Source organism: Jannaschia formosa, assembly GCF_003340555.1.
Classification (GTDB): Bacteria; Pseudomonadota; Alphaproteobacteria; order Rhodobacterales; family Rhodobacteraceae; genus Jannaschia; species Jannaschia formosa.
In genome coordinates this window covers 212156-235619 of sequence record NZ_QPLJ01000004.1, presented here as the reverse complement: position 1 = coordinate 235619, position 23464 = coordinate 212156, and the positions used below count along the sequence as shown (strand labels likewise).

The 23464-nt window shown below is 70.9% G+C and carries 26 protein-coding genes and 1 pseudogene; 13 read left to right on the top strand and 14 right to left on the bottom strand.

Annotated features, from left to right (window positions below; translation table 11 throughout):
* The first annotated feature begins 126 nt into the window (after nucleotides 1–126).
* The 3 genes from DR046_RS06885 (at nucleotide 127) to DR046_RS06875 (ending at nucleotide 3244) form a co-directional block, all read left to right on the top strand.
* Entirely contained in the window at nucleotides 127–1314 is a 1188-nt protein-coding gene (locus DR046_RS06885) for an aspartate aminotransferase family protein (protein WP_115381280.1), read from the top strand.
* Between the two features lie 111 nt (nucleotides 1315–1425).
* Nucleotides 1426–2352: an ornithine carbamoyltransferase gene (argF, locus tag DR046_RS06880; protein ID WP_115381278.1), complete on the top strand. Its 927-nt coding sequence runs from the start codon at nucleotides 1426–1428 to the stop codon at nucleotides 2350–2352.
* A complete protein-coding gene (locus DR046_RS06875) occupies nucleotides 2345–3244 on the top strand; it encodes a DMT family transporter (RefSeq protein ID WP_306418031.1) in 900 nt (299 codons plus the stop codon). The genes argF and DR046_RS06875 overlap by 8 nt, the downstream gene beginning before the upstream one ends.
* Here the strand turns inward: DR046_RS06875 and DR046_RS06870 are convergent.
* Nucleotides 3234–4061 carry an ABC transporter permease gene (locus tag DR046_RS06870; RefSeq protein WP_115381274.1) on the bottom strand — a complete coding sequence of 276 codons (828 nt, stop codon included), beginning with the start codon at nucleotides 4059–4061 and terminating at the stop codon, nucleotides 3234–3236. The two genes, DR046_RS06875 and DR046_RS06870, sit on opposite strands and share 11 nt — an antisense overlap.
* Before the next feature lie 138 nt (nucleotides 4062–4199).
* Between DR046_RS06870 and DR046_RS06865 the strand changes: the two genes are divergently transcribed.
* Together DR046_RS06865 and DR046_RS06860 are read left to right on the top strand one after the other, a co-directional pair.
* Nucleotides 4200–4823, top strand: a complete 624-nt coding sequence (locus DR046_RS06865) for a GcrA family cell cycle regulator (protein WP_115381272.1) — start codon at nucleotides 4200–4202, stop codon at nucleotides 4821–4823.
* Nucleotides 4824–4845: 22 nt separating this feature from the next.
* On the top strand, nucleotides 4846–6135 hold the full coding sequence (locus DR046_RS06860; RefSeq protein ID WP_115381270.1) for a UDP-N-acetylglucosamine 1-carboxyvinyltransferase: 1290 nt from the start codon (nucleotides 4846–4848) through the stop codon (nucleotides 6133–6135).
* A gap of 10 nt (nucleotides 6136–6145) precedes the next feature.
* Here DR046_RS06860 and DR046_RS06855 read toward each other — a convergent pair whose 3' ends face one another.
* The 4 genes from DR046_RS06855 to DR046_RS06840 form a co-directional block, all read right to left on the bottom strand.
* Complete coding sequence (locus tag DR046_RS06855) at nucleotides 6146–6772, bottom strand: class I SAM-dependent methyltransferase (RefSeq protein WP_115381268.1); 627 nt, start codon at nucleotides 6770–6772, stop codon at nucleotides 6146–6148.
* 14 nt (nucleotides 6773–6786) lie between these two features.
* The gene (pssA, locus tag DR046_RS06850) at nucleotides 6787–7536 is read right to left on the bottom strand and encodes a CDP-diacylglycerol--serine O-phosphatidyltransferase (protein WP_115381266.1); all 750 of its coding nucleotides are present in this window, start codon (nucleotides 7534–7536) and stop codon (nucleotides 6787–6789) included.
* A 1-nt stretch (nucleotide 7537) separates the two neighbouring features.
* Nucleotides 7538–8233 (bottom strand): phosphatidylserine decarboxylase, encoded by a 696-nt coding sequence (locus DR046_RS06845; protein WP_115381264.1) that lies wholly within the window; start codon nucleotides 8231–8233, stop codon nucleotides 7538–7540.
* 75 nt (nucleotides 8234–8308) lie between these two features.
* A complete protein-coding gene (locus DR046_RS06840) occupies nucleotides 8309–10303 on the bottom strand; it encodes an AsmA family protein (RefSeq protein ID WP_115381262.1) in 1995 nt (664 codons plus the stop codon).
* Nucleotides 10304–10404: 101 nt separating this feature from the next.
* On the opposite strand from DR046_RS06840, the gene rimO reads away from it, so the two are divergent.
* On the top strand, nucleotides 10405–11778 hold the full coding sequence (rimO, locus tag DR046_RS06835; protein ID WP_167766946.1) for a 30S ribosomal protein S12 methylthiotransferase RimO: 1374 nt from the start codon (nucleotides 10405–10407) through the stop codon (nucleotides 11776–11778).
* An 86-nt stretch (nucleotides 11779–11864) separates the two neighbouring features.
* Here the strand turns inward: rimO and DR046_RS06830 are convergent, their stop codons facing one another.
* The 4 genes from DR046_RS06830 to DR046_RS06815 form a co-directional block, all read right to left on the bottom strand.
* Entirely contained in the window at nucleotides 11865–12134 is a 270-nt protein-coding gene (locus DR046_RS06830; RefSeq protein WP_135227265.1) for a DUF6455 family protein, read from the bottom strand.
* 70 nt (nucleotides 12135–12204) lie between these two features.
* Nucleotides 12205–12966 (bottom strand): CE1 family esterase, encoded by a 762-nt coding sequence (locus DR046_RS06825; RefSeq protein WP_115381258.1) that lies wholly within the window; start codon nucleotides 12964–12966, stop codon nucleotides 12205–12207.
* Between the two features lie 55 nt (nucleotides 12967–13021).
* A complete protein-coding gene (msrB, locus tag DR046_RS06820; RefSeq protein ID WP_115381257.1) occupies nucleotides 13022–13528 on the bottom strand; it encodes a peptide-methionine (R)-S-oxide reductase MsrB in 507 nt (168 codons plus the stop codon).
* Between the two features lie 58 nt (nucleotides 13529–13586).
* The gene (locus DR046_RS06815) at nucleotides 13587–14300 is read right to left on the bottom strand and encodes a M48 family metallopeptidase (RefSeq protein WP_115381372.1); all 714 of its coding nucleotides are present in this window, start codon (nucleotides 14298–14300) and stop codon (nucleotides 13587–13589) included.
* Between the two features lie 55 nt (nucleotides 14301–14355).
* Here DR046_RS06815 and DR046_RS06810 point away from each other — a divergent pair, with 55 nt between their 5' ends.
* Both DR046_RS06810 and DR046_RS06805 read left to right on the top strand, forming a co-directional pair.
* Complete coding sequence (locus DR046_RS06810; RefSeq protein WP_115381255.1) at nucleotides 14356–14751, top strand: thiol-disulfide oxidoreductase DCC family protein; 396 nt, start codon at nucleotides 14356–14358, stop codon at nucleotides 14749–14751.
* Entirely contained in the window at nucleotides 14751–14987 is a 237-nt protein-coding gene (locus tag DR046_RS06805; RefSeq protein ID WP_115381253.1) for a DUF8831 family protein, read from the top strand. The genes DR046_RS06810 and DR046_RS06805 overlap by 1 nt, the downstream gene beginning before the upstream one ends.
* Nucleotides 14988–14994: 7 nt before the next feature.
* On the opposite strand, the gene DR046_RS06800 is transcribed toward DR046_RS06805, so the two are convergent.
* The 5 genes from DR046_RS06800 to DR046_RS06780 form a co-directional block, all read right to left on the bottom strand.
* Nucleotides 14995–15957: an acetyl-CoA carboxylase carboxyltransferase subunit alpha gene (locus DR046_RS06800; protein WP_115381251.1), complete on the bottom strand. Its 963-nt coding sequence runs from the start codon at nucleotides 15955–15957 to the stop codon at nucleotides 14995–14997.
* Nucleotides 15958–16019: 62 nt separating this feature from the next.
* The gene (locus tag DR046_RS06795; RefSeq protein WP_115381249.1) at nucleotides 16020–17207 is read right to left on the bottom strand and encodes a LytS/YhcK type 5TM receptor domain-containing protein; all 1188 of its coding nucleotides are present in this window, start codon (nucleotides 17205–17207) and stop codon (nucleotides 16020–16022) included.
* A gap of 70 nt (nucleotides 17208–17277) precedes the next feature.
* Nucleotides 17278–18240: an L-malyl-CoA/beta-methylmalyl-CoA lyase gene (locus DR046_RS06790; RefSeq protein WP_115381247.1), complete on the bottom strand. Its 963-nt coding sequence runs from the start codon at nucleotides 18238–18240 to the stop codon at nucleotides 17278–17280.
* Between the two features lie 112 nt (nucleotides 18241–18352).
* Nucleotides 18353–19255 carry a calcium/sodium antiporter gene (locus tag DR046_RS06785; RefSeq protein ID WP_115381245.1) on the bottom strand — a complete coding sequence of 301 codons (903 nt, stop codon included), beginning with the start codon at nucleotides 19253–19255 and terminating at the stop codon, nucleotides 18353–18355.
* A 106-nt stretch (nucleotides 19256–19361) separates the two neighbouring features.
* Nucleotides 19362–19907 (bottom strand): TlpA family protein disulfide reductase, encoded by a 546-nt coding sequence (locus tag DR046_RS06780; protein ID WP_245190832.1) that lies wholly within the window; start codon nucleotides 19905–19907, stop codon nucleotides 19362–19364.
* 13 nt (nucleotides 19908–19920) lie between these two features.
* Here DR046_RS06780 and argH point away from each other — a divergent pair, with 13 nt between their 5' ends.
* The 5 genes and pseudogenes from argH to greA all read left to right on the top strand — a co-directional run bounded on the left by argH (nucleotide 19921) and on the right by greA (nucleotide 23464).
* A complete protein-coding gene (gene argH, locus DR046_RS06775; protein ID WP_115381368.1) occupies nucleotides 19921–21306 on the top strand; it encodes an argininosuccinate lyase in 1386 nt (461 codons plus the stop codon).
* Entirely contained in the window at nucleotides 21303–21455 is a 153-nt protein-coding gene (locus DR046_RS23575; protein WP_167766944.1) for a hypothetical protein, read from the top strand. The genes argH and DR046_RS23575 overlap by 4 nt, the downstream gene beginning before the upstream one ends.
* 240 nt (nucleotides 21456–21695) lie before the next feature.
* Nucleotides 21696–22163: pseudogene (locus DR046_RS06770) on the top strand (TauD/TfdA dioxygenase family protein); the annotation flags it as partial.
* Nucleotides 22164–22286: 123 nt separating this feature from the next.
* A complete protein-coding gene (locus DR046_RS06765; protein ID WP_115381242.1) occupies nucleotides 22287–22898 on the top strand; it encodes an HAD family hydrolase in 612 nt (203 codons plus the stop codon).
* A gap of 95 nt (nucleotides 22899–22993) precedes the next feature.
* Complete coding sequence (gene greA / locus DR046_RS06760; protein WP_115381240.1) at nucleotides 22994–23464, top strand: transcription elongation factor GreA; 471 nt, start codon at nucleotides 22994–22996, stop codon at nucleotides 23462–23464.

Sequence of the window (23464 nt, the reverse complement as noted above, 5' to 3'; positions counted from 1 at the left end):
TCCCCGGAGAAAGCACGAGGCCGCGCTCACCTCCTATGCACGTTGGCGTGAGGGGGCTGCTGCGTTGACAGGTCGCGCGTTTCGGGCGATGCCGGGCGCCTCAACCCTACGGAAAGGACCACGGAGATGATCTCGCCAATCCTCCCCACCTACAACCGCGCGCCCCTGAGCTTCGTCTCGGGCGAGGGCGCCTGGCTGGTGGAGAAGGACGGGCGACGCTTCCTGGACCTCGGCGCCGGCATCGCGGTAAACGTGCTGGGCCATGCCCATCCCGCGCTGACCGAGGCGCTGACAGCGCAGGCGGGGCAGCTCTGGCACACGTCGAACCTCTACCACATCCCCCGGCAGGAGGAGCTGGCCGAGAGGCTGGTCGCCGCCACCTTCGCCGATACCTGCTTCTTCACCAATTCCGGGACCGAAGCCTGCGAACTGGCTGTCAAGATGGCGCGCAAGTACTGGTCCGAGAAGGGCCAGCCGGAGCGTCACGTCATCCTCGCCTTCACCGGCTCGTTCCACGGACGCTCCTCCGCGGGGATCGCGGCGGCCGGGTCCGAGAAGATGACCAAGGGCTTCGGCCCGCTGCTGCCGGGGTTCCGGCACGTGCCCTTCGGCGATCACGAGGCGCTGCGCGCCGCCATGGCCGAGCCGGACGTGGCCGCCGTCATCCTGGAGCCGGTGCAGGGCGAGGGCGGCATCATCCCGGTGCCCGACGTCTGCCTGAAGGGTCTGCGCGATCTCTGCGACGAGACCGGGGCGCTGATGATCCTCGACGAGGTGCAGTGCGGCATGGGGCGGACCGGCAAGCTGTTCGCCCATGAATGGGCGGGGATCGCGCCCGACATCATGATGGTCGCGAAGGGGATTGGCGGCGGCTTCCCCCTCGGCGCGCTGCTCGCCACAGAGGATGCCGCCAGCGGCATGAGCGCGGGCAGCCACGGCTCGACCTATGGCGGCAACCCGCTGGCCTGCGCGGTCGGCAACGCGGTCATGGAGATCGTCGCCGAGGAGTCCTTCCTGTCGGAGGTGCGCCGCAAGGCGGGCCTGCTGCGCCAGGCGCTGGAGGGGCTGGTCGCCTCCCATCCCGAGGTGTTCGAGCTGGTGCGCGGATCGGGCCTGATGCTGGGGCTCAAGTGTCGCGTGCCCGCGGGCGACGTCGTGCAGGCGGCCTACGGGCAGCAGCTCTGCATCGTTCCAGCAGCCGACAACACCGTTCGCCTGCTGCCGCCGCTCAACATCGAGGACGAGGACATCCGCGAGGCCGTCGCCCGTCTCGACCGCGCGGCGGTGTCGCTGGTCCCGGCCCCGCAGGCCTGACCCGTTCTCCTGCCTGATGATCCCGGGGTCCGGGGGCATTCGGAGGGGGACGGGTCCCCTGGCCCCTCTTTCGCCCCCCGTCGCCCCCGGCCTTTCCGCCGAAAGCTGCCGATGCCCCATTTCCTCGATATCCACCGCACCGACCCTGCCGAACTCCGCGCGATCCTCAAGTCCGCCGCCGAGATGAAGGCGGCCCGGGGCGCCCGCCCGAAGGGCACGCCCGACGATGCCCTGCCCCTGACGGGCCATGTCGTGGCCCTGATCTTCGAGAAGCCCTCGACCCGCACCCGGGTCAGCTTCGATGTGGGCGTCCGGCAGATGGGCGGCACCTCGATCGTGCTGTCGGGCGCCGAGATGCAGCTCGGCCATGGGGAGACCATCGCCGACACGGCCCGCGTGCTCAGCCGCTACGTCGACCTCATCATGATCCGCACCTTCGGCGAGGACATCCTGGCCGAGATGGCAGAGCACGCGGCCGTGCCCGTCATCAACGGGCTGACCGACACCTCCCACCCCTGCCAGATCATGGCCGACGTGATGACCTTCGAGGAACATCGCGGGCCCATCAGGGGCAAGCGCGTCGCCTGGATGGGCGACGGCAACAATGTGGCACAGAGCTTCCTGCATGCCGCGGCGAGCTTCGGCTTCCACTTCACCTTCTCGGGTCCCCAGCAGCTCGACCCCGATCCCCGTCTCGTCGGCGCCGCGCGCAACGCGGGCTGCGAAGTCCGGATCGAGCGCGACCCCGCGGTCGCGGTGCGCGACGCCGACCTCGTCGTCACCGACACCTGGGTCTCGATGGGCGACCCGGAGTCGAGCCGCCAGCGCCGCCACAACCTGCTGCGCCCCTACCAGGTGAACGAGCGCCTGATGCAGGCCGCCCCGGACCACGCGCTGGTCATGCACTGCCTGCCCGCCCATCGCGGCGAAGAGGTGACGGACGAGGTGCTGGACGGCCCGCGCTCGGTCGTGTTCGACGAGGCCGAGAACCGGCTGCATGCGCAGAAGGCGATCATGCGCTGGTGCCTGGGTGTCTGACACCCCCGCCCTGCGCGAGGAGTTCGGCCCCCGCAGCACCGCCGCCGCCTTCATGGTCGCGGCCGCGGCCTTTATCGCCGCGACGACGCTGCTGGCGAAGGCGCTGGGGACGCCGGCACTCGGCGCTCCGCTGCATCCGTTCCAGATCACCTTCGGGCGCTTCGCCTTCGCCGCACTCGCGGTGGGCGCGGTCGTCGTGGCGCTCCGCCCCGCGATCGGTTTCGGCCAGTGGCGCTGGCATGCCTTGCGCGTCCTGTTCGGCTGGGGCGGCGTGACGCTGATGTTCGCCTCGGTCGCCACGATCCCGTTGGCCGAGGCGACCGCGATCAGCTTCCTCAACCCGATCGTCGCGATGGTGCTGGCCGTCCTGTTCCTGGGCGAGCGGGTCGGCCCCGTCCGCTGGAGCGCCGCCGCCATCGCGCTCGCCGGCGGGCTGCTGCTGATCCGGCCCGGTGCCGGAGTCTTCGCGCCCGGCGCGCTGCTAGCGCTGGGTGCGGCGCTGGCGCTCGGGGCCGAGGTGCTGCTGATCAAGCGGCTGACCCGCCGCGAGGGGCCGCTCACGATCCTCGCCTTCTCGAACGGGATCGGCGTGATCTTCGCGACGTTGACCGCCCTGCCCGTCTGGCAGGCGCCGACCGGGGCGCAATGGACGGCGATGGCGGCGCTGGGCCTCGCCATGGCCTGCGCGCAGGGCTGTTTCGTCAACGGGCTCCGCCGGGCGGAGACCAGCTTCGTGACGCCCTTCACCTACCTGACGCTGGTCTTCGCGGGGGTCTACGACCTGATGCTGTTCGGCACCCTGCCCGACGCGGTCGGCTGGACCGGCGCGGGGCTGATCGTCGCGGGCGCGCTGACGCTGGCCTGGCGCGAGGGGCGCGCCGTCAGGGCTTGAGCCGATAGCCCGTCCGGAACATCCACCACGCGCCGGCGCAGACCAGGGCCGTCGCCGTCAGCACGATGACGAAGCCCAGCCAGGGCGAGGAATCCGACACGCCGAGGACGGAGCTCCGGAGCCCGTCGATCAGGTAGAAGACCGGATTTGCATGGCTGATCGCGGCCAGCACCGGCGGCATCGTGTCGAGCGAGTAGAACGTGCCCGACAGGAAGCTGAGCGGCGTGATGATGAAGTTGGTGATGGCCGCCACCTGGTCGAACTTGTTGGCGAAGATGCCGGCCATGATGCCCAGAGCGCCGAGGAAGGCCCCGCCCAGCACCACCCAGACCAGCGCCATCAGCGGGTTGGCGACGCCCAGCCCGATCGTCGGGAAGATCGCTAGGGCGATGGCCACCGACACGATCACGCCGCGCGCGATCCCGCCGGCCAGATAGCCGGTCAGCAGCTCTCCGGCGGAAAGCGGCGGCATCAGCGTGTCGACGATGTTGCCCTGCACCTTGGCCGAGGAGATCGAGGAGGAGACGTTGGCGAAGCTGTTCTGGATCACCGTCATCATCAGAAGGCCCGGCGCCAGGAAGTGCAGGAAGCTGACGCCCATCACCTCGCCCCGCCGCTCGCCCACGGCGATGGTGAAGATCATCAGGAACAGGCCTGCGGTGACAATCGGGGCCAGCAGGGTCTGGGTCCAGACGGCCATGAAGCGGCGCACCTCCCGCTCGACCAGGGTCGCCGTGCCCAGCCAGTTGACGCGGCCGAAGCGGCGAACCCCCTGATCCTGCGGGCTGGGGCGTGTCGCGGCGGCGTCGGTCGGCATGGGCTTCTCCTGCATCGGTCCGGGGGCCGCTTGTAACGGCGGCGTCAGACCTTACAATAGGACAACCCCGGGGATCGGCCCGTGCGTGCCCGCACAGGCTCGTTTCGGCGACGCCCCCTGCAGATTACGGAGACGAGAATGGCCTGGACCGACGAGCGCGTCGAGACGCTCAAGCGCATGTGGGGCGAGGGCGCGAGCGCCTCGCAGATCGCCAAGGAACTGGGCGGCGTGACGCGCAACGCGGTCATCGGCAAGGTCCACCGCCTGGGCCTGTCGAACCGCAACCAGGGCAAGGAAGACGAGGCCGCGCCCGCCGAGGCCTCCGAAGCCGTCGCCGCCGCCCCGGAGCCGGAGGCCGATCCCGCCCCCGAGCCAGAGTTCGCCGCCGCCCCCGAGCCGGACGAGTCCGACGAGGAGGAGGACGACGACGACGAGCCGCGCACCATGGCCGCCGTGCCGCAGGGCACAAACGTCACGCCGCTCCGCAAGCCGCTGATGGCGGGCCAGCCCCTGCCGCCGCAGCCCTCGGCCAACGAGATCAGCGCCGAGGCGCTGGCCAAGGTCAACGCGGTCGAGAAGACGGCGAAGAAGATCAGCCTGATGGAGCTGACCGAGCGGACCTGCAAATGGCCCATCGGCGATCCCGCGACCGAGAAGTTCTGGTTCTGCGGCCTGCCCGTCCAGGCCGGCAAGCCCTATTGCGAGGCGCATGTCTCGGTGGCGTTCCAGCCGATGTCCTCGCGCCGCGACCGGCGCCGCTGATCCTGACCTGACCGGAGGCCCCATGGCCAATCTCGTGGTGAACGGGGGGCGTCCGCTGTCGGGCACGATCCGCCCGAACGGCAACAAGAACGCCGTGCTGCCGATGCTCTGCGCGACGCTGCTGACCGATGCGCCGGTGCGGCTGGAAAACGTGCCCGACATCACGGACGTCGACAAGTTCCTCGACTATTTCCGCGCGCTGGGCAGCCAGGTCAGCTACGACAAGGCTGCGCAGGTGCTGGAGGTCGACCACCCCGAGCGCCTGATTCCCGACGCGATCGAGAAGCTGCCGCTGCGCATCCGCTCGGCGATCATGCTGCTGGCGCCGATCCTGCTCCGCCACGGGCATCTGCGCTTCGACGTGGACGCCAAGGGCTGCGCGCTCGGCATCCGCGAGATCGACCCGCATATCGCAATCCTCAAACGCTTCGGCGCGGTGCAGGCCGACACGGACGAGATCGACCTGACGCTGTCCGGGCGGCCGGACGCGCAGGCGATATGGGCCGAATACGCCTCGGTCACCGCGACCGAAACCTTCCTGCTGATCGCGTCCATGGCCGAGGGGACCAGCGTCCTGACCAACGCCGCGTCGGAGCCGCATGTCCAGTCGCTCTGCCACATGCTGGTCGAGATGGGCGCGCAGGTCGATGGCATCGGCACCTCGCGCCTGACGGTGACGGGGGCGGCCTCGCTCGGCGGGGCCACGCGCCGCGTCCCCGACGATCACCACGAGGTCGCGACCTTCCTCGCGCTCGGCGGCGTCTCGGGCGGGCGGGTGACGGTCGAGACCGACATCCTCGACGAGATGCCGCTGATCCTCGACCAGTTCGGCAAGCTCGGCCTGCAGTTCGACCTCCGGCCCGGCGCCGTCACCGTCACTGGCTGGACCCGAGACGTGACGCCGCCGCTGACGGCGCAGATGACGCCCAAGATCGAGGCCGCGCCTTGGCCCTACTTCCCCGCCGACCTGCTGCCGCAGGCCATCGGCGTGGCGGTGGGCTGCACCGGCGACGTGATGTTCTGGAACAAGGTCTACGAAGGCGCGATGGGCTGGTCGGCGGAGCTGGCCAAGTTCGGCGTGCGCTGCCACCTTTCGGACCCCCACCGCCTGATCGTCTTCGGCGGCAATCGCCTGAAGCCCGCCGAGGTGGAGGCGCCCTACATCATCCGCGTCGTCGTCGGCCTGCTGATCGCGGCGATCCAGATCGACGGGCCGTCGCGCATCCTGAACGCGGGGCCCGTCAAGCGGGCGCATCCGAACTTCACCGAGAACCTCACGCGGCTCGGCGCCGACATCGCCTGGGAAAACTGAGCGCCCGCGCTCAGGCGGCGGCCTTCACCGGCCGCAGCCGCAGGAAGGTGAACAGCCCCAGCGGCGCCAGCCCCTCGCGCGCGACCTCCTCGACATGGCCGGACTCGAGCACCGTCGAGATCTCGAAATCCGAATGCCAGCCCATCCGGTCTGCAAAGGGGCCCATGAACCGCTCCAGCCGGTTCAGCGGGCCCGTCTCGGCGGCGAAATGGTTGACGATGACGATCTCGCCCTCGGGCTTGCAGACGCGCGCCATCTCGGCCAGCACCCGCTGCGGCTCCGGCACGACAGAGATCAGGTACATCGCCACCACCACGTCGAAGCTGTCGTCCGGAAAGTCCAGCGTCCGCGCATCCATCTGCCGCAGCCCACCGACCCGGCTGAGGCCCTGCGCCGAGACGCGGTCGCGCGCCAGCGCCAGCATCTCCTCGCTGAAGTCGATACCCGTGACTTCGACGCCCTCGCCGTAATGGCCGAGCGCAAGGCCGGTGCCGACCCCGACCTCCAGAACGCGCCCGCCCGAGGCGTTCACATGGGCGGTGGCACGCCGCCGGCCCGGCGAGGTCACGCGCCCGAAGGTCGCGTCGTAGATCGGGGCCCAGCGGCGATAGGTGCGGGTGACGGCGTCGGCGTCCACGAAAGCTCCTTGGATCAGTGGGCGCGGCGGCGCCGTGCGGCGCCCAGCAGGATCAGCGCCAGGTAGATGACGGTCGCGCAGACATGGAACAGCCACAACCGGGTGAGCATCAGCCCGATCACGACCGCCGCGCCCAGCAGAACGTAGACGGCGTTGTCGCGGCTGACCTTCATCGCCTTCAGCGAGATCGTCGGGAAGCGCGCGATCATCAGCCCGCCAACGAACAACATCCAGATGGCGATGAGGAACTGCCAGTCGCGCAAGTCCGCGAAGCCCGCAAGGAACAGCGTCAGCGGGAAAAGGCCCAGCATCGCGCCCGCGGGCGCGGGCACCCCGGTGAAGGAGCCGCTGTCGTTGGTCTCGTCCTTCGCGGCCACGTTGAAGCGCGCAAGGCGCAGGCAGCAGCAGATCGCGAAGGTCAGTGCGGCGATCCAGCCCAGCCCCAGCACGTCCTTGAGGCCAAACTGGTAGACGATCAGCGCCGGCGCCACGCCGAAGCAGACGAAGTCCGACAGCGAGTCGAGCTCCGCCCCGAAGGGCGAGGCCGCGTTGAGCCGGCGGGCCAGCAACCCGTCCATGCCGTCGATCAGCGCCGCGAGGATCAGGAGCCCGGCCGCCAGTTCATAGCGCGATTCGACGGCGAAGCGGATGGCGGTCAGCCCGAAGCACAGGCCGACGATGGTGACGAGGTTGGGGATCAGGGCGACGACGCGGATCGGGCGGCCGGTCTCCTCGGGGATGTCCTCGGGGGTATCGTCGGCCATGTCAGATCTCGCGCGCGGTCGCCTGGACCGGGTCGCCGAGGATCGCGATGACGGATTCGCCCGCCGTCATCTTCTGCCCGACCGAGACCTTCGGCGCCGTCCCCTCGGGCAGGTAGACGTCGAGCCGCGATCCGAAGCGGATGATCCCGAAGCGCTCGCCCCGGGTCAGAAGCGCGCCCTCGTCCGTCTCGCAGAGGATGCGCCGCGCCACGAGGCCCGCGATCTGCACGACGCCGATCCGCGTGCCGTCCGCCATGGTCAGGACCAGCCCGTTGCGTTCGTTCTCGTCGGAGGCCTTGTCGAGCTCGGCCGAGAAGAACTTGCCCGGGTGATAGGCGATCTTCGTCACCTCTCCCTCGACCGGGGCGCGGTTCACGTGGCAGTCGAAGACCGACATGAAGACCGAGACACGCATCCGCGGCTCGGGCCCGAGGCCAAGCTCGGCCGGGGGCACGGCCGGTTCCACCAGCGAGACAAGTCCGTCGGCGGGCGAGACCACCTGCCCCGGCTCCATCGGGACGATGCGGTTCGGGTCGCGGAAGAAGTAGTAGCACCAGATCGTCAGGACGACGCCGAGGATGCCGAGCGGGTCCCACAGGATGCCGCCGATCACCGCCGCGATGGCGAAGATCGCGATGAATTTCGGCCCCTCCGGATGGAGGGGCTTGATGACGGTGTCCTTGAGGCTGACGCTCATGGTCTGTTCGCTCCGGTCCGGGTGGCGCCGCAGATAGCGCGCCCGGCCTGTAGGGTCCACCCGAAGCGAGACCGCTTAACGGTTGCGCAGCGCGTCCAGCAGCTGCGCGCCGACCCGGTCGCGGATCGCCGCCTCGATCGCCTCGCGGGAGCCCAGCGCCTCGACATTGACGTTCAGCTCGTCGGCCAGCTTCTGGCGCGCGACCTGCTCGGCGCGGCGGGCGGCTTCCTCGGCCTCGGCACGGACGCGGGCCTCGATCTTCTCGGCCTCCACGCGGGCGCGGGCCTCCAGCTCGCGGCGGGCGAGCCATTCGAGGTCGGGCCGGATCGAGACATCGGACCACGGGCCCTTGAACAGGATCGGGACGATGATCCCTTCGCTCTCGGCCGAGCGGCGCAGGTTGGCCATCAGCCGGTAGTCGAGCCGACGCGCGCCCAGATCCACGGTCCCCGCGCCGGTCGCCGCCAGAAGCGGCGCGGTGAAGGCGAGGTCGTCGCCGCGCGCCACGCCGTCGGTCACGGCGAAGCTCGCCGAGATGCCGTCGAAGATCGTCTTCTGCCCCGCGCCTCGATACTCGAGGTCCAAGGTCCGAATCATCCCGGCGAGGTCGAGGCCCAGCAGTTCGCCCTTGCCGACGAGGAACGAGACCTCGCCGTCGAGGCTGCTCATCAGTGCCTGCGCCGTGTCTCCGACGCCCAGCAGGTTGACCGAGATGTCGGCCTGCCCGACCAGCCGGTCGAAATCGGTGAATTCGGTCAGGAAGGGCTCCATCTGCAACCCCTTCAGGTCCAGCACGGCGCGGGTGGACAGCCCGCCGCGCCCGTTGACGACCCATTCGCCGGTGATCTCGCCGCCATAGGCGCGGATCGGGCGGAAGATGGCCACGGCGCGCCCCTGGTCGAGCGTCGCCGCCATCGACACCGCATCGAGCCGCGCGTCGCCCAGCGTGACCGGACCCGAGGTGAAGGTCAGTTCGCCATCGGCAGCGAACAGCGCCGAGACGTCGATCGTCTCGCGCCCCCAGCCGGTCTCGGCGACCAGAGCGCTCTCGCCGCCCTGCCCTTCGCGGCTGAGCGCGGTGAGGTCCAGCGCCGGCGCCTGCAGGGTCGCAGTGATGCGCGGCCGCTCGGCCCCCTGCACCAGGTCCAGCCCGCCCGACAGCGCGTTGCCGTCCAGCGTCAGGTCCATGCCGCGCAGGTGCAGGCTGCCCTCGGGGGCGAGCGTCATCTCGGCCATCAGCGCCAGCCGGTCGCGGCCGAGGCCCGGCGGCAGGTCAAGCGGTGCGCCCCCCAGCGCGGCCAGCAGCGCGAGCCTGTCGTCGCTGGAGACGTCCAGCCGCCCCGCGAAGGAGAGCGGGTCGAGATCGGCACGGCCCTCGGCCACGATCTCGGTGCCTGCGGAGCGCAGCGAGACGCGCACCGGCGTCAGCGCGCCCGAGGCCAGCGCCGAGACGCCGTCGACCCGCGCGTCGAGCGCCAGCGCGACGCCGTTCATCAGCGCGGTGCCCTTCAGTCCGAGCGGCTGGTCCAGCCCCGGCAGCGCGGCGGTCAGGTCGACCGCCTCAAGAAGCCAGGTCTGTTCGGCCGCGCGGTCGGTGAAGCTGATGCGCGCGCCCTTCAGCACCGCGCGGTCGATGGAGACTGCCCGCGCCTCGGCCGTGGCCCCGCCGCCGCCGGCAGAGGCCGCGCTTGGAAATTCCCAGTTGCCGGTCCCATCGGCGCGGCGTTCCAGCGCGAGCTGCGCGCCCTCGACCTGCAAAGCCTTGATCGCCACCTCGCCCTGCAGCAGCGCCATCGGGTCGATCCCGATCTCCAGCGCGCGGGCCTTCAGCATCGGCTGCGCGCCCGCCCAGTCGGCGTTGGAGACCGAGACCCCCTCGGCCGTCACCCCGATCCGGGGCCAGAGCGTCGCGCGGACGGGGCCCTCGACGGTCAGCACCCGGCCGGTCTCGGCCTGGAACCGCTCGGCAGCGAGTCGGACGACCGGCTCGGCGGGGACGAACATGACGGCCAGGACGGCCGCGACGACAAGCGTCAGAAGCGTCAGCGTGACGCGGAAGAGCCATCTCATCTGCTCGGCCTCTCTGGCTGGACCTTTTTTCGCCACGCTATCGTCACCGGGGCCTTCCGCAAGGGGTTCCCGTGCAACTCGCCCGGCCCTATGTGGCGCCCATGTCTCAGAACCCGCCCGACCTGCGCCCGGACCTGGCGCCGAAAGCCACCGTGCCCAGCGACGCCCGCCCCGGTCAGCCCCGGATCGGCATGGTCTCGCTCGGCTGCCCCAAGGCGCTGGTCGACAGCGAGCGCATCCTGACCCGGCTCAGGGCCGAGGGCTATGCGATCTCGCCCGACTATGCGGGCGCCGAGGCGGTGATCGTGAACACCTGCGGCTTTCTCGACTCGGCCAAGGCCGAAAGCCTCGACGCCATCGGCGAGGCGCTGCGCGAGAACGGGCGCGTCATCGTCACCGGCTGCCTCGGGGCGGAGCCCGACTACATCACCGGCGCGCATCCGAAGGTGCTGGCCGTGACCGGGCCGCATCAATACGAGCAGGTGCTGGACGCCGTGCACGCCGCCGTCCCGCCGGCGCCCGATCCGTTCGTCGACCTGCTGCCTGCAAGCGGCGTCAGCCTGACGCCCCGGCATTTCAGCTATCTGAAGATCGCCGAGGGCTGCAATCACAAGTGCAGGTTCTGCATCATCCCCGACATGCGCGGGCGGCTGGCGTCGCGTCCCCATCGCGCGGTCGTGCGCGAGGCCGAGAAGCTGGTCGAGGCCGGCGTGAGGGAACTGCTGGTCATCAGCCAGGACACCTCGGCCTATGGGACCGACTGGAAGGACCGCTCGACCCGCCCGGGGCAGGAGATCGTGGACCTTGCGCGCGACCTGGGCAGCCTCGGCGCCTGGGTGCGGCTGCATTACGTCTACCCCTACCCCTTCGTGCGCGACCTCGTGCCCCTGATGGCCGAGGGGCTGGTGCTGCCCTATCTCGACGTTCCGTTCCAGCACGCCCATCCCGACACGCTGCGTCGCATGGCCCGGCCCGCCGCCGCCGAGAAGACGCTGGACCGCATCGCCGAATGGCGCGCGATCTGCCCCGAGATCGCGCTGCGCTCGACCTTCATCGTGGGCTATCCCGGCGAGACCGAGGCGGAGTTCCAGACCCTGCTCGACTGGCTCGACGAGGCGCAGCTCGACCGGGTCGGCGCGTTCCAGTACGAGAACGTCGCGGGGGCGCGGTCGAATGCCCTGCCCGACCACGTCCCGGACGAGGTGAAGGCCGAGCGGTTCGAGCGGTTCATGGCGAAGGCGCAGGCGATCTCGGCGGCCAAGCTGGAGGCGAAGGTCGGCACGCGGGTCGAGGTCATCGTGGATGCGGTCGACGGCGAAGGCGCGACCTGCCGCACCAAGGCCGATGCGCCCGAGATCGACGGGAACCTGTTCATAGACGAAGGCTTCGAGGGACTCGCGCCCGGCGACATCCTGACCGTCGAGGTCGAGGAGGCGAGCGAGTACGACCTGTGGGGGCGGCGGGAAAAAACCTGACCGGCGGCGATCAGGCGACCCGGGACAGACCCGCCTCCCTCCCGCCAAAACCGCCGGCCCGCTTCGGGCGCAGGGGCCGAGGCAGGTCACCCCGGCAGCACGATCTCGCGCAGCAGCGGGGCGTTGGCGCAGGCGCCCGGGATCTCGCGGCGGCCCTCGTAGGGCTCTGCCAGGAAGCGGCGGCAGCCCTCGACCCAGCGGCAGTCGCGGCAGCGGTTGACCGCCTCGCTCCAGCCCTGCGGATCGAGCGTGCCGTCGTCGAAGGCGCGGACCGTGTCGGCGCCGGTCTGCGCTGCCATGGTCCGGAGCAGCACCAGGTGCTTGCGCACGTCTCCCATCGGATGCGGTCGGCTCATCGGGCGGTCCTCCGTGTTGAGGCCTTGAGCTTGCGCGGCGCCCCGCGCCCGCGCCTTGATCCAGCGCAAGTCAGCCGAGGATTTCGTCCAGCAGACGGGCGAACCAGCCGCGCGGGATCAGGTGGCTGGCGGGATGGACGTCCATCGACACGCGCCCTGCGGCACAGTCCCATTCATGCCGGTCATGGGTGAGCCAACTCACCGCCTGCCAGTCGTAGCGCCGGTCCGGCGCCTTGTCGCAACCGAGCCGTTCGCGCCAGAGGGCGACGGCATGGGTCGGCGCGCCATCCGGGCCGTAGGGGAAGTCGAGAACGGTGTCGTCCGTGCCGTGGACATGGGCCACGCGCCTCGGCCGTCCCGCGCACGGGGTGCCGGGCGGGAAGGCGCCCGCGACGAGCAGCAGCGCATCGACCTCGGCCCCGCTCTCGCAGGCGAAGCGCGCGGCCATCAGCGCGCCCCAGCTGTAGCCGGACACGATCAGGCGGCCGTCGGTCGGGTAGCGCGCGGCGACCTCCGCCAGCACGGCGCGGGCGAAGGGCGTGTCGCGTGAGTTCGGGCTGCGGAACGCCCAGGACCGGCCCAGCCCGTCCGGCGCGACCAGCAGCACGCCGCGCGGCACCGTCGCGCCAGCGATCCGGGCGTGGGTCATGATCGTCTCGCCCTGCCGGCCCCAGCCGTGGAAATGGAGCATCACCGGCAGGGGCGTCACGCCGTCCCAGCCCTCTGGCTCCCGGACGTGATAGGCGCGGTCTCCGAGCGCGCATTCCTCGGCGCCGGTGCAAGCGAGGGCCGGGCCGGAGAGGAGAAGGCACAGAAGAAGGGTCAGGCGCATGCGCCCGACCCTATCGCCCGCGGGGATGCGGGCCAGTCACGTTCGCGTTGGCCGCTCAGGCCTCGGCCGGCACGAAGTCGAGCGCGACCCCGTTCAGGCAGTGTCGTTTGCCGGTCGGCGGGGGGCCGTCGTCGAAGATGTGACCCAGATGGCCGCCGCAGCGGGCGCAATGCACCTCCGTCCGCGGCAGGACGAGCTTGAAGTCGGTCTTGGTGCCGACCGCCTCGGGCGAGATCGGCTCCCAGAAGCTGGGCCAGCCGGTCCCGCTCTCGAACTTGGTCTCGGAGGAGTAGACGGGGTTCTCGCAGCCCCCGCAGACATAGGTTCCTTCGGCCTTGTTGGCGTTCAGCGGGCTGGAGAAGGGCGGCTCGGTCCCCTCCTCGCGCAGGACGGCGTATTCGGCGTCAGTGAGGCGCGCGCGCCACTCCTCGGGGCTGAGATCAATGGGATAGTCGCCGCTTTCGGCGGCGTTGCCGGGGCGCTGGGTGGCCCACCAGACGCCGCCCCCGGCGAGGGCGGCGACGGCGAGCGTCCCGGTCAGGACTTGGCGTCGTTCGGTCATCGGATCCTCCGTGAGTTACCCGGAAAACCCCCTCGACCGGCCAGACGTTCCCCTGATCTCAGAGAGTTGAGGCGACACGCCGCACGACGGCGATTCGGTCGGCATTGGGCGGGTGGGTGCCGAGGAAGCGGTCGCCCGGATCGGGGATGCGGGTGAAGAAGGCGGCGCCGCGGATCGGGTCGTAGCCCGCGCGGGCGGTGATGATCGTGCCCAGCGCGTCGGCCTCCAGCTCGTGCTCCTTCGAGAATCGCCGCGCCCCGACCTGCGAGCCCGCGCGCGCCAGCCCCTCGACCGTGGCCTGATCCCCGCCGAGGACGGACCCGATCGCCGCGCCGATGACCAGCCCGGCGGTCGCCGAATCCCGCTGGCGGGCGATGTGCTCCTCGACATGGTGGGCGGCCTCGTGGCCGATGACGAAGGCGATTTCGTCCTGGTTGCGCGCTTCGGCGATCAGCGCGCGCGTGAAGGTCAGCACCGGGCGCCCGCTCCGGTCGAGCGACTGGAAGGCGTTCGGCGGCAGGCGCGGATCGGGATCGACCCGGATCAGGAAGTCGCAGTTGAGGCGCGGCGCCCGGTCGCGGCAGAGCGACTCGGCCGCCGGTTCCACCCGGGCGACGGCGTCGCGGAAGTTGGCCACGGCGGTCGCGCTGCTCACCCGGTCGGTGGCCGGGACGGGGGGTGGCGCGGGGACGGGGGCGGGCGCGCCTCCCGTCTCGATCTGGCATCCGACGAGCAGGAGCGCCGAAAGCGCGGCGAGGATGGTTCGACGCATGGACATTGTCCCTCCGGTTCATACCTTTCCATGCAGTATAGACCGGAGGCGCGCGATGTCAGGACATGACGAAGAGACAGGCGAGGAGACCCGGGTGCTCTACAACGCGGAATGCCCGATCTGTTCGCGCGAGATCGACCACTACCGCGGCCGGGCGCAGCGCAACGGCCTGCCGATACGCTTCGACGCGTTGCAGGGGCCCGGGCTGGCCGACTGGGGCGTCGATGCCGACGCGGCGGCACGGCGGCTGCACGTCCGCCACCAAGGGCGCGTGGTCTCGGGGATGGAGGCGTTCCGCCTGCTCTGGCGGCAGATGCCGCAGATCGCGTGGCTGGCGCGGGTGACGGGCGCACCGGGGCTGCGGCAGGGGTCGGACTGGCTCTACGACCGGGTGGCGGCGCCGCTGCTCTACCGGATGCACCGGCGCCGGGTCGCGCGGAGGGCGCGCTGATGTTCACCATCGAGCACGAGTTCGACGCCACCGTCGTCACCCTGGTCGACGAGCCCGAGCCCGGCACGCCACCGGGCGAGGACGTCACCGTCTCGGCCTTCGAGGAATGCATCACGCTCAGGCAACTCGACCCGCGCAGCGGCGAGCCCGTGCAGGTCACGCTGACGATGGGACAGGTCCGCGACCTGCTGGTCGCGCTGGACCTGCCCGAAGGGGTCTACCGCCGCGAGGGATAAGCCCGCGTCAGGCGGCCAGGCCCTGCGAGCCCATCTTGAGGAACTTCTGCCGCCGCGCGTCGCGCAGCGCGTCGCGGTCCTGCCCGGACAGTTCGCCCAGCATCTGTTCCAGCGCCTTTCCGACGGCGGCGATGGCGGCCTTGCCGTCGCGATGGGCGCCGCCCAGCGGTTCGCGGACGATGCGGTCGATGACGCCCAGCTTGTGCAGGTCCTGCGCGGTCAGGCGCAGCGCCTCGGCGGCCTCGCGCATCTTCTCGGCGTCCTTCCACAGGATCGAGGCGCAGCCCTCGGGCGAGATCACCGAGTAGATCGAATGCTCCAGCATGGCGACGCGATTGGCGGTGGCGAAGGCGACGGCACCGCCGGACCCGCCTTCGCCGATGACGACCGAAACCAGCGGCACGCCGAGCCGAAGACAGGCCTGGGTCGAGCGGGCGATGGCCTCGGACTGCCCCCGCTCCTCCGCGCCCTTGCCGGGATAGGCGCCGGGCGTGTCGATCAGGGTGACGACGGGCAGGCCGAAGCGGTCGGCCATCTCCATCAGGCGGATCGCCTTGCGGTAACCCTCGGGCCGGGCCATGCCGAAGTTCCGCTCGATCCGGGTGCGGGTGTCGTGGCCCTTCTCGTGGCCGATCACCATGACCGCGCGATCGCCCAGCCGGCCGAGCCCGCCCATCACCGCGTGGTCATCGGCGAAGTTGCGGTCGCCGGCGAGCGGGGTGAACTCGGTGAACAGCGCCTCGATGTAGTCCTTGCAATGGGGGCGGGAGGCGTGGCGGGCGACCTGCGCCTTCTGCCAGGGGGTCAGGCCCTTGTAGAGCCCGGCGAGGATGTCCTTGGCCTTCTTGTCGAGCGCCGCGGCCTCCTTCTCGACATCCATCTTGGCGTCGGAGCGGGCCATCGCCCGGAGTTCTTCGGCCTTGCCCTCGATCTCCGAGAGCGGCTTTTCGAAATCGAGATACTGCGTCATCGTCGCCCCACGCCGGTGTCGCGCCTCATATGGCGGGGCCGCGGGGACGATGCAACCGACGCTCAGAGCCCGGTCAGGCGGTCCCGGTCGGTGGCAGGGCCGATCAGCCTGACCTCGAACAGGCGGTCGGCGGCGTTGAACAGCCGGGCGACCCCCGAGGGCGTGCCCTGCGCAGTGACGGCGGGCGGTGGCGCGGGATGCGCCGCGCGGGACCCGCCCGGGTCGAAGGCGCGGGCGAGTTCGCGGTAGGTCGGCAGGACGTCGAACCCCGCCGCGCGCCCCTCCATCCGCAGCCGGACCGAGGCCATGCCGGGCATCGCGATCGGCTCCTTCGTGGCGAAGTCGCAGGTCCGCGCGATCATGGCCTCGGCGTCGCCGACCGAGCCCCGCTCCAGGAAGGCGAGCACGGTGCCGTGCTCGATCATGCCGAGCTTCGCGCCCGGCGGCAGCAGGGCGAGCAGCCGATCGCGCAGAACGCAGAGCACCGCCACCTCGACCTCCGGCCCCCAGAGCGACAGTGCGAGGCGGCTGGACCGGACGCGCAGCGACAGGACCACGGCCCCGTCGCGGAAGCGGCCGGCGGCCTCGGCCGCGGCCAGGCTGCGGGCCAGCGCCTCGGCCCCCTCGAAGGTGGGCGCGGTGCGGGCGCCGACCGCGGCGCGGGCCCAGGCCTCGCGCTGCATGTCCACCCGCTGGCGTTCCAGCAGAAGAGCCAGCGCCGGGACGACCGTCAGATAGACCCCGCCGAGCAGCGCGGCGTTGTGCCTGAAGAACTGCAGCGCGAGCTCGGCGGGCAGAAGCAGCGCGGCCGCCATCGTCAGCCAGCAGCCCATTCCCAGCGCGACTGAACTGCGGATCGGGCGGTGCGCCGGCCCGACCGTGGCGAAGGACCAGGACATGCCGACCACCGCCGCCATCCAGATCGCCGTGACCCCGGACATCCAGCCGATCCCGCCGACCCAGAGCCGCATCGCCGTCGCGATCACCACCGCGATCATCGCCCCGCGCAAGCCGAGGAACGCCCCGGCCAGCACGATCGGGACCACGCGCAGGTCGACGATCACGCCGTCGGCAAGCTGCAGCGGGATGTTCATCATCAGCACCGCCACCCCACCAAAGAGCAGGCCCAGCAGTTGCGGCGCGAGCCAGGTGCCCGGAAGGCGCCGGCGCAGGATGCCGTAATTGCCGACCAGCAGGGTCAGCAGGCCGATGCTGAGGGCGATGTCGAGAATGGCCTGTGGGTGCAGCAACGCGGGCCTCCGGTCAGATGCCTCCCGCGCAGTCTAGACCGAAGAACCCCGCTTCGCCGAACGCCGAATGTCAAGAATTCGAGGCAATCAGCTCGGCCTGGCGCACGACGACCTCGGCCTGCTTGATCGAGGCGATGTCGACCAGCCGCCCCTTGTAGACCGTGGCCCCTGCCCCTTCGGCCTTGGCCTTCTCCATCGCGGCGAGGATCTCGCGTGCCTCGGCGACCTTGCCTTCGGAGGGGGTGAAGACCTCGTTGGCGAGTGCCACCTGCTTCGGGTGGATCGCCCATTTGCCGACCATGCCCAGCACCGCCGAGCGGCGCGCCTGGGCGCGGAAGCCCTCGTCGTCGGAGAAGTCGCCGAAGGGCCCGTCCACCGGCAGCACCCCATGGGTGCGGCAGGCGGCGACGATGGCGGCCTGCGCCCAGTGCCAGGGATCCGACCAGTGACGCTGGCCGTCCTGCAGCATGTAGTAGTCTTCCTGAGTGCCGCCGATGCCGGTCGTCTGCATGCCCATCGAGGCCGCGAAATCGGCGGCGCCGAGGCTCATGGCGGTCAGGCGTGGCGAGCCGGCGGCGATGGCCTCGACATGGGCCAGTCCGGCCGCGCTCTCGATGATGACCTCGAAGCCGATCTTCTTCGACCGCCCGCTCGCTGCCTCGACCGCCGTCACAAGCGCGTCGACGGCATAGAGGTCCTCGGCGCAGCCGACCTTCGGAATCATGATCTGGTCGAGCCGCTCGGAGGCCTGCTCCAGCAGGTCGACGACGTCGCGGTACCAGTAGGGCGTGTCGAGCGCGTTGATCCGCACCGACAGCGTCTTGTTGCCCCAGTCCTGCGCGCCGATGGCCTCGATGACGTTGGCGCGGGCAGCGTCCTTGTCGGTCGGCGCGACGCTGTCCTCGAGGTCGAGGTTGATCACGTCCGCCGCGCTCGCGGCCATCTTCGGGAAGAGCTTCGGGTTGGAGCCGGGGCCGAAGAGCTGGCAGCGATTCGGGCGGGCGGCGGGCGTGGGCTGCAGGCGGAAGCTCATGGCGGATCGGTCTCCGGGCAAGGATATTGCGTCAGGTTCTGGCCCTGCGCTACATTCTGCCCCGCAGCGATGCAAGTGCCGCGCCGCAGCGCGGCATCGGTCCGGCCGGGATTCAGATCATCGTCCAGAGATAGACCGCGTACCCGGCCAGCAAGGCCCCGCCCCCGAGCCGCCCGATCCGCCCCGAGGCCCCCAGCGCCAGCAGCGCGGCAGTCACCGCCACCATCACCGGCAGGTCGAAGCTGGCGAAGCGCGGCGAGGCGTCGAGCGGCGCGATCAGCGCCGTCGCCCCGAGGATGCCGAGCAGGTTGAAGACGTTGGACCCCAGCACGTTGCCCAGCGCCAGGTCGCCGCGCCCCCGGCGCGCCGCCGCGGCCGAGGCGGCAAGCTCCGGCAGGGAGGTGCCGACCGCCACGACCGTCAGCCCGATCACCGCCTCGCTGATCCCGAACCCGCGGGCCAGGCCGATCGCGCCGCGCACCAGGAACTCCGCGCCGAGCAGCACGCCCACGAGGCCCAGCGCGAAGAGCAGGATCGCGCGACCCATCGGCGGCGCCTCGACTTCTTCGACGGCCGCGCCCGTGCGCAGCTGCCAGGTCATCCAGACCGCCATCGCGCCGAGGAAGACCGCGCCGCCGATCCGGTCGAGCCCGTCGGCAAAGCCGAGCCACAGCGCGCCCGCGACGCTGATCGCCAGCAGCACGATCCCGTCGCGCAGGAAGGTCCGGCGCTCGATCACGATGGGCGCCATCAGCGCGGCGACGGCGAGGATCAGCAGGATGTTGGCGATGTTCGAGCCGACGACATTGCCCAGCGCCAGGTCCGGCGCGCCGGCCTGCGCGGCGCGCAGCGAGGTCAGAAGCTCCGGCATGGAGGTGCCCATGCCGACCAGCGTCACGCCGATCACCAGGGGCGACAGCCCCATCCGTGCAGCAAGACCCACGGCCCCGCTCACCAGCCAGCCGCCGCCGAGAAGCAGCGCCACGAGGCCTGCGAGCACCAGGAGAATGTCCATGAAGTGAGGTCCTTCGGCCGTTCCGCACGTCGCCCTCGAGGGTCGCGCCCCGGGACCGGGGAAGAGATTGGGCGCGGACCGGCGCTGGCAAGGGGCGTCGCGCGGTTTATTCCGCGAGCAGCGACCGCAACAGCGCCAGCGTCTCTGGCGCGTCCCAGTGGGCCTCGCCGGCGAGCTCGGCGAGGACGCGGCCCTCCCGGTCGAGGATCGCCGTATGCGGCAGGCCCTTCACACCGAAGGCGCGCGCCAGCTCCGACCCCGCATCGAGATGGAGCGGCAGGGACGTGATGCCTGCCTCCTCCCAGAAGCGCTTCATCTGCATCGGGTTGTGGCGCCCGAAGGCGACGGTCACGACCTCCAGCCCCTCGTCGCCCAGCGCGTCCTGAAGCGCCTGGAGCGAGGGCATCTCGGCCTTGCAGGGCGCGCACCAGGTCGCCCAGAAGTTCAGCACCACGACCTCTCCGGCATAATCGGACAGGCGGCCGCGGGTGCTGTCCTCGCGCGCGAATGTCTCGACCTCGGGCGACCAGGGCGTCTCGGCCGGATCGAGCCGGGACATCGTGCCGGTCAGCAGCGCGGCGTCGAGGGCCGCGGCGGGGGTGGCGAGCGACAGGCCGCCCAAGTATAGCGCGAAGGCAAGTCGATGCAGCATGATCGGGACCTCGATGACCAAATCCAACACCATGTGGGGGGGCCGCTTCGCCGAAGGCCCGGACGCGATCATGGAGGCGATCAACGCCTCCATCGGCTTCGACCGCCGCATGGCGCGGCAGGACATCGAAGGCAGCCGGGCCCATGCCGCGATGCTGGCCGCCACAGGCATCGTGACAGCTAGCGACGCGGAGGCGATCCGGGAAGGGCTGCTCACGGTCTTGTCGGAGATCGAGAGCGGGACATTCGACTATTCGACCGCGCTCGAGGACATCCACATGAACGTCGAGGCGCGGCTGACCGAGCTTATCGGGGCCCCCGCCGGACGGCTGCACACGGCGCGGTCGAGGAATGACCAGGTCGCGCTCGACTTCCGGATGTGGGTGCGCGACCAGGCGGATGCGGCCATCGACGCGCTGCCCCGGCTGATGGCCGCGCTGGTCGACCAGGCCGAGGCGGGCGCGGATTGGGTGATGCCGGGCTTCACGCATCTGCAGACCGCGCAGCCGGTGACCTGGGGCCATCACATGCTGGCCTATGTCGAGATGTTCGCCCGCGACCTGGGACGGATGCAGGACGCCCGGCGGCGGATGAACGAATGCCCCCTGGGCACGGCGGCGCTGGCCGGGACCAGCTTCCCCATCGACCGCGAGATGACGGCGAAGGAACTGGGCTTCGACCGGCCGGCGGCCAATTCGCTCGATGCCGTGTCCGACCGCGACTTCGCGCTGGAGTTCCTGTCGGCGGCGACGATCTGCGCGATGCACCTGTCGCGCCTCGCCGAGGAGCTGGTGATCTGGTCCAGCGCGCAGTTCCGCTTCGTGCGCCTGTCGGACCGCTGGTCGACCGGGTCTTCGATCATGCCGCAGAAGCGCAACCCCGACGCGGCCGAGCTTCTGCGCGCCAAGATAGGGCGCATCCTCGGCGCGCAGGTCGCGCTGCTGACGGTGATGAAGGGCCTGCCGCTGACCTATTCGAAGGACATGCAGGAGGACAAGGAACAGGTCTTCGACGCCGCCGACAGCCTGATGCTGGCGCTGGCGGCGATGACCGGGATGGTGTCCGACATGACGGCCGAGAAGGAGAACCTGGAGGCGGCGGCTTCTTCTGGCTTCTCGACGGCCACCGATCTCGCCGACTGGCTGGTGCGGGTGCTGGACCTGCCCTTCCGGGAGGCGCATCACGTCACCGGCGCGCTGGTGAAGCTGGCCGAGGAGGCGGGGATCGACCTGCCGGAGCTGTCGATGGAACAGATGCACGCGGTCGAGCCGCGCATCACCGAGGACGTGTTCGAGGTGCTGGGCGTGAGGAACTCCGTCGCCTCTCGCACCTCCTACGGGGGCACGGCGCCCGACAACGTGCGCGCCCAGGCGGCGCGCTGGAAGGAGAAACTGGCATGAGACTTCTCCCCGCGGTCCTTCTGGTCCTGCTGGGCGCCTGCGGCGTCGACGGCCCGCCCGTGCCCCCCTCCGAGGTCGAGGAGGAGGCCCGCCGCTCCGGCGTGACGGTCACCGGCAGCGCCGAGATCGGGGTCTCCGGCAGGCTCTGACGGCGCGGACTGGCCGCCGGTCGCCGGGCCCCTCCCTCCGGGGCGACGCGCTGCACGCCCGGAGACCGCCCACGCCCTGGACCGCCGCCACCTGCACGCCGGAGCCGGAGACCGCCCGCGCGATGGCGAGGCCCCACATCCCGAGCAGCCTCTTCTGAACGTCGTCTCCAATGCCGGCCGCACCCGGCCGCCGCGTAGCGTGTTCCATACCGACACATCCTATGAGGACCGCCCGCCTATACCGCGCTGAAGGCCGAGCGCATGCCCGAGGCTGGCGGCGAGACCGTCTTCATCAATCTCCGTGACGCCTGCGACCGGCTGCCCCCCGCCCTGCGGGAGCGGCTGCAGGGGGCGCAGGTGCTGCACGAGGTGACGGGCGTCACCCCGTCCGAAGGCGCGCAGAGCCGTCCCTGGCACCCGCTGTTCCGGCGGCATCCCGTCTCGGGCCGCGTCGCGCTGTGGTTGTCCACGCCCGAGCGCTGCACCGACCTGCTCCTGCCCGGCGGGACGCGGAAGCCCGAGCTCCCGGTCGAACTCTACGCCCACGCGACCGACCCGGGGCACGAGATGCGGCACACCCGGCGGCCGAGCGACGGGGTGATCTGGGAAAACCGCTGCATGCTGCACCGGGGCGACCATTCGGCGGTCTCGGGCGACCGGGCCCTCGATCGTGGCATGATCGAGGGCGAGGCGCCGCTCGCCGCTTAAACGTTGTTCATTCGGGGGCGAATGGCGGAGTTTCCCCTTGCGCCCAGCGCCCCGCCGGCTCACCTTTAAGGCGAGCGACCGCTCACGGCGCAGTCCCGCGCGAAGATCGAAAGCCCACGACCCATGAAGGCGATTCTCCTGGGCTCGCTCGAGGTGCTGTCGGACACGTCCGACCTTTGGCGGAAAGCCTTCCGCCAGGCATTTCTCGACCACAGCCTGTCTTTCGGGCCGCGCGGCGGCCGATCCCGGCTTTCCGGGCGCATGCCCGACCCTGCACAGGAGGGCCGCGTCCCGATCGATGCCGTGCTGCGCAGCCGCAACGCCCATTACCAGGCCGCTCTCGCGCGCGGGCCGATTCGGATGCGGGCCGGGCTGGTCGACACGCTGGACTCGATCGCGGCGCAGGGCCTGGCGCTGGGCCTCGTCGCGACGACGCCCTTCGAATGGGCGGTCTCGTTCTTCGAGGGCATCGGCCTCGCGCCCGAGCGGTTCGACGCCATCGTCACCGAGGATCATGTCCTCGCCGACAAGCCCGCCCCCGACTGCTATCACCTCGCCGCCGCGATACTGGCCGTGGCCCCCGAGAATTGCCTCGTCGTCGAGAACTCCGCCGCGGGCGTCGCGGCGGCGCGGGCCGCCGGGATGCAGGTGATGGACCTGCGCGGCGGCATGGAGCCGCTGTCCGGCCTGCGCGCGGCGCTGCCCCGGCCTCTCGTCGCCGCCCTGCCCGGCTGACCGCGCGCGCCCCGTTGCGCCCCGCCCGCGCCGTGCCTAGTGTCTGGCCAATCGAATTCGACCGGCGTGGGCCGCCCCCGCCGCAGGAGAGACCTTTGGAAAAGATCCCGATGACCCCGCGCGGCATGGCCGCGCTGCAGACCGAATTGAAGACGCTCAAGTCCGAGGAGCGTCCCGCGATCATCCGCGCCATTGCCGAGGCGCGCGAGCATGGCGACCTGTCCGAAAATGCCGAATACCACTCCGCCCGCGAGAAGCAGTCCTTCATCGAAGGCCGCATCAAGGAGCTGGAGGGGCTGATTTCCCTCGCCTCAGTGATCGACCCGGCGACGCTGTCGGGCTCGATCAAGTTCGGCGCGACCGTCACGCTGGTCGACGAGGAGACCGAGGAGGAGAAGACGTACCAGATCGTCGGCGAGCAGGAGGCCGATATCGAGAACGGGCTTCTGAACATCAAGTCGCCGCTGGCCCGCGCCCTGATCGGCAAGGAGGAGGGCGACTCGGTCGAGGTGCGCACCCCCGGCGGCGTGCGCGACTACGAGGTCACCGCCGTCTCCTACCGCTGA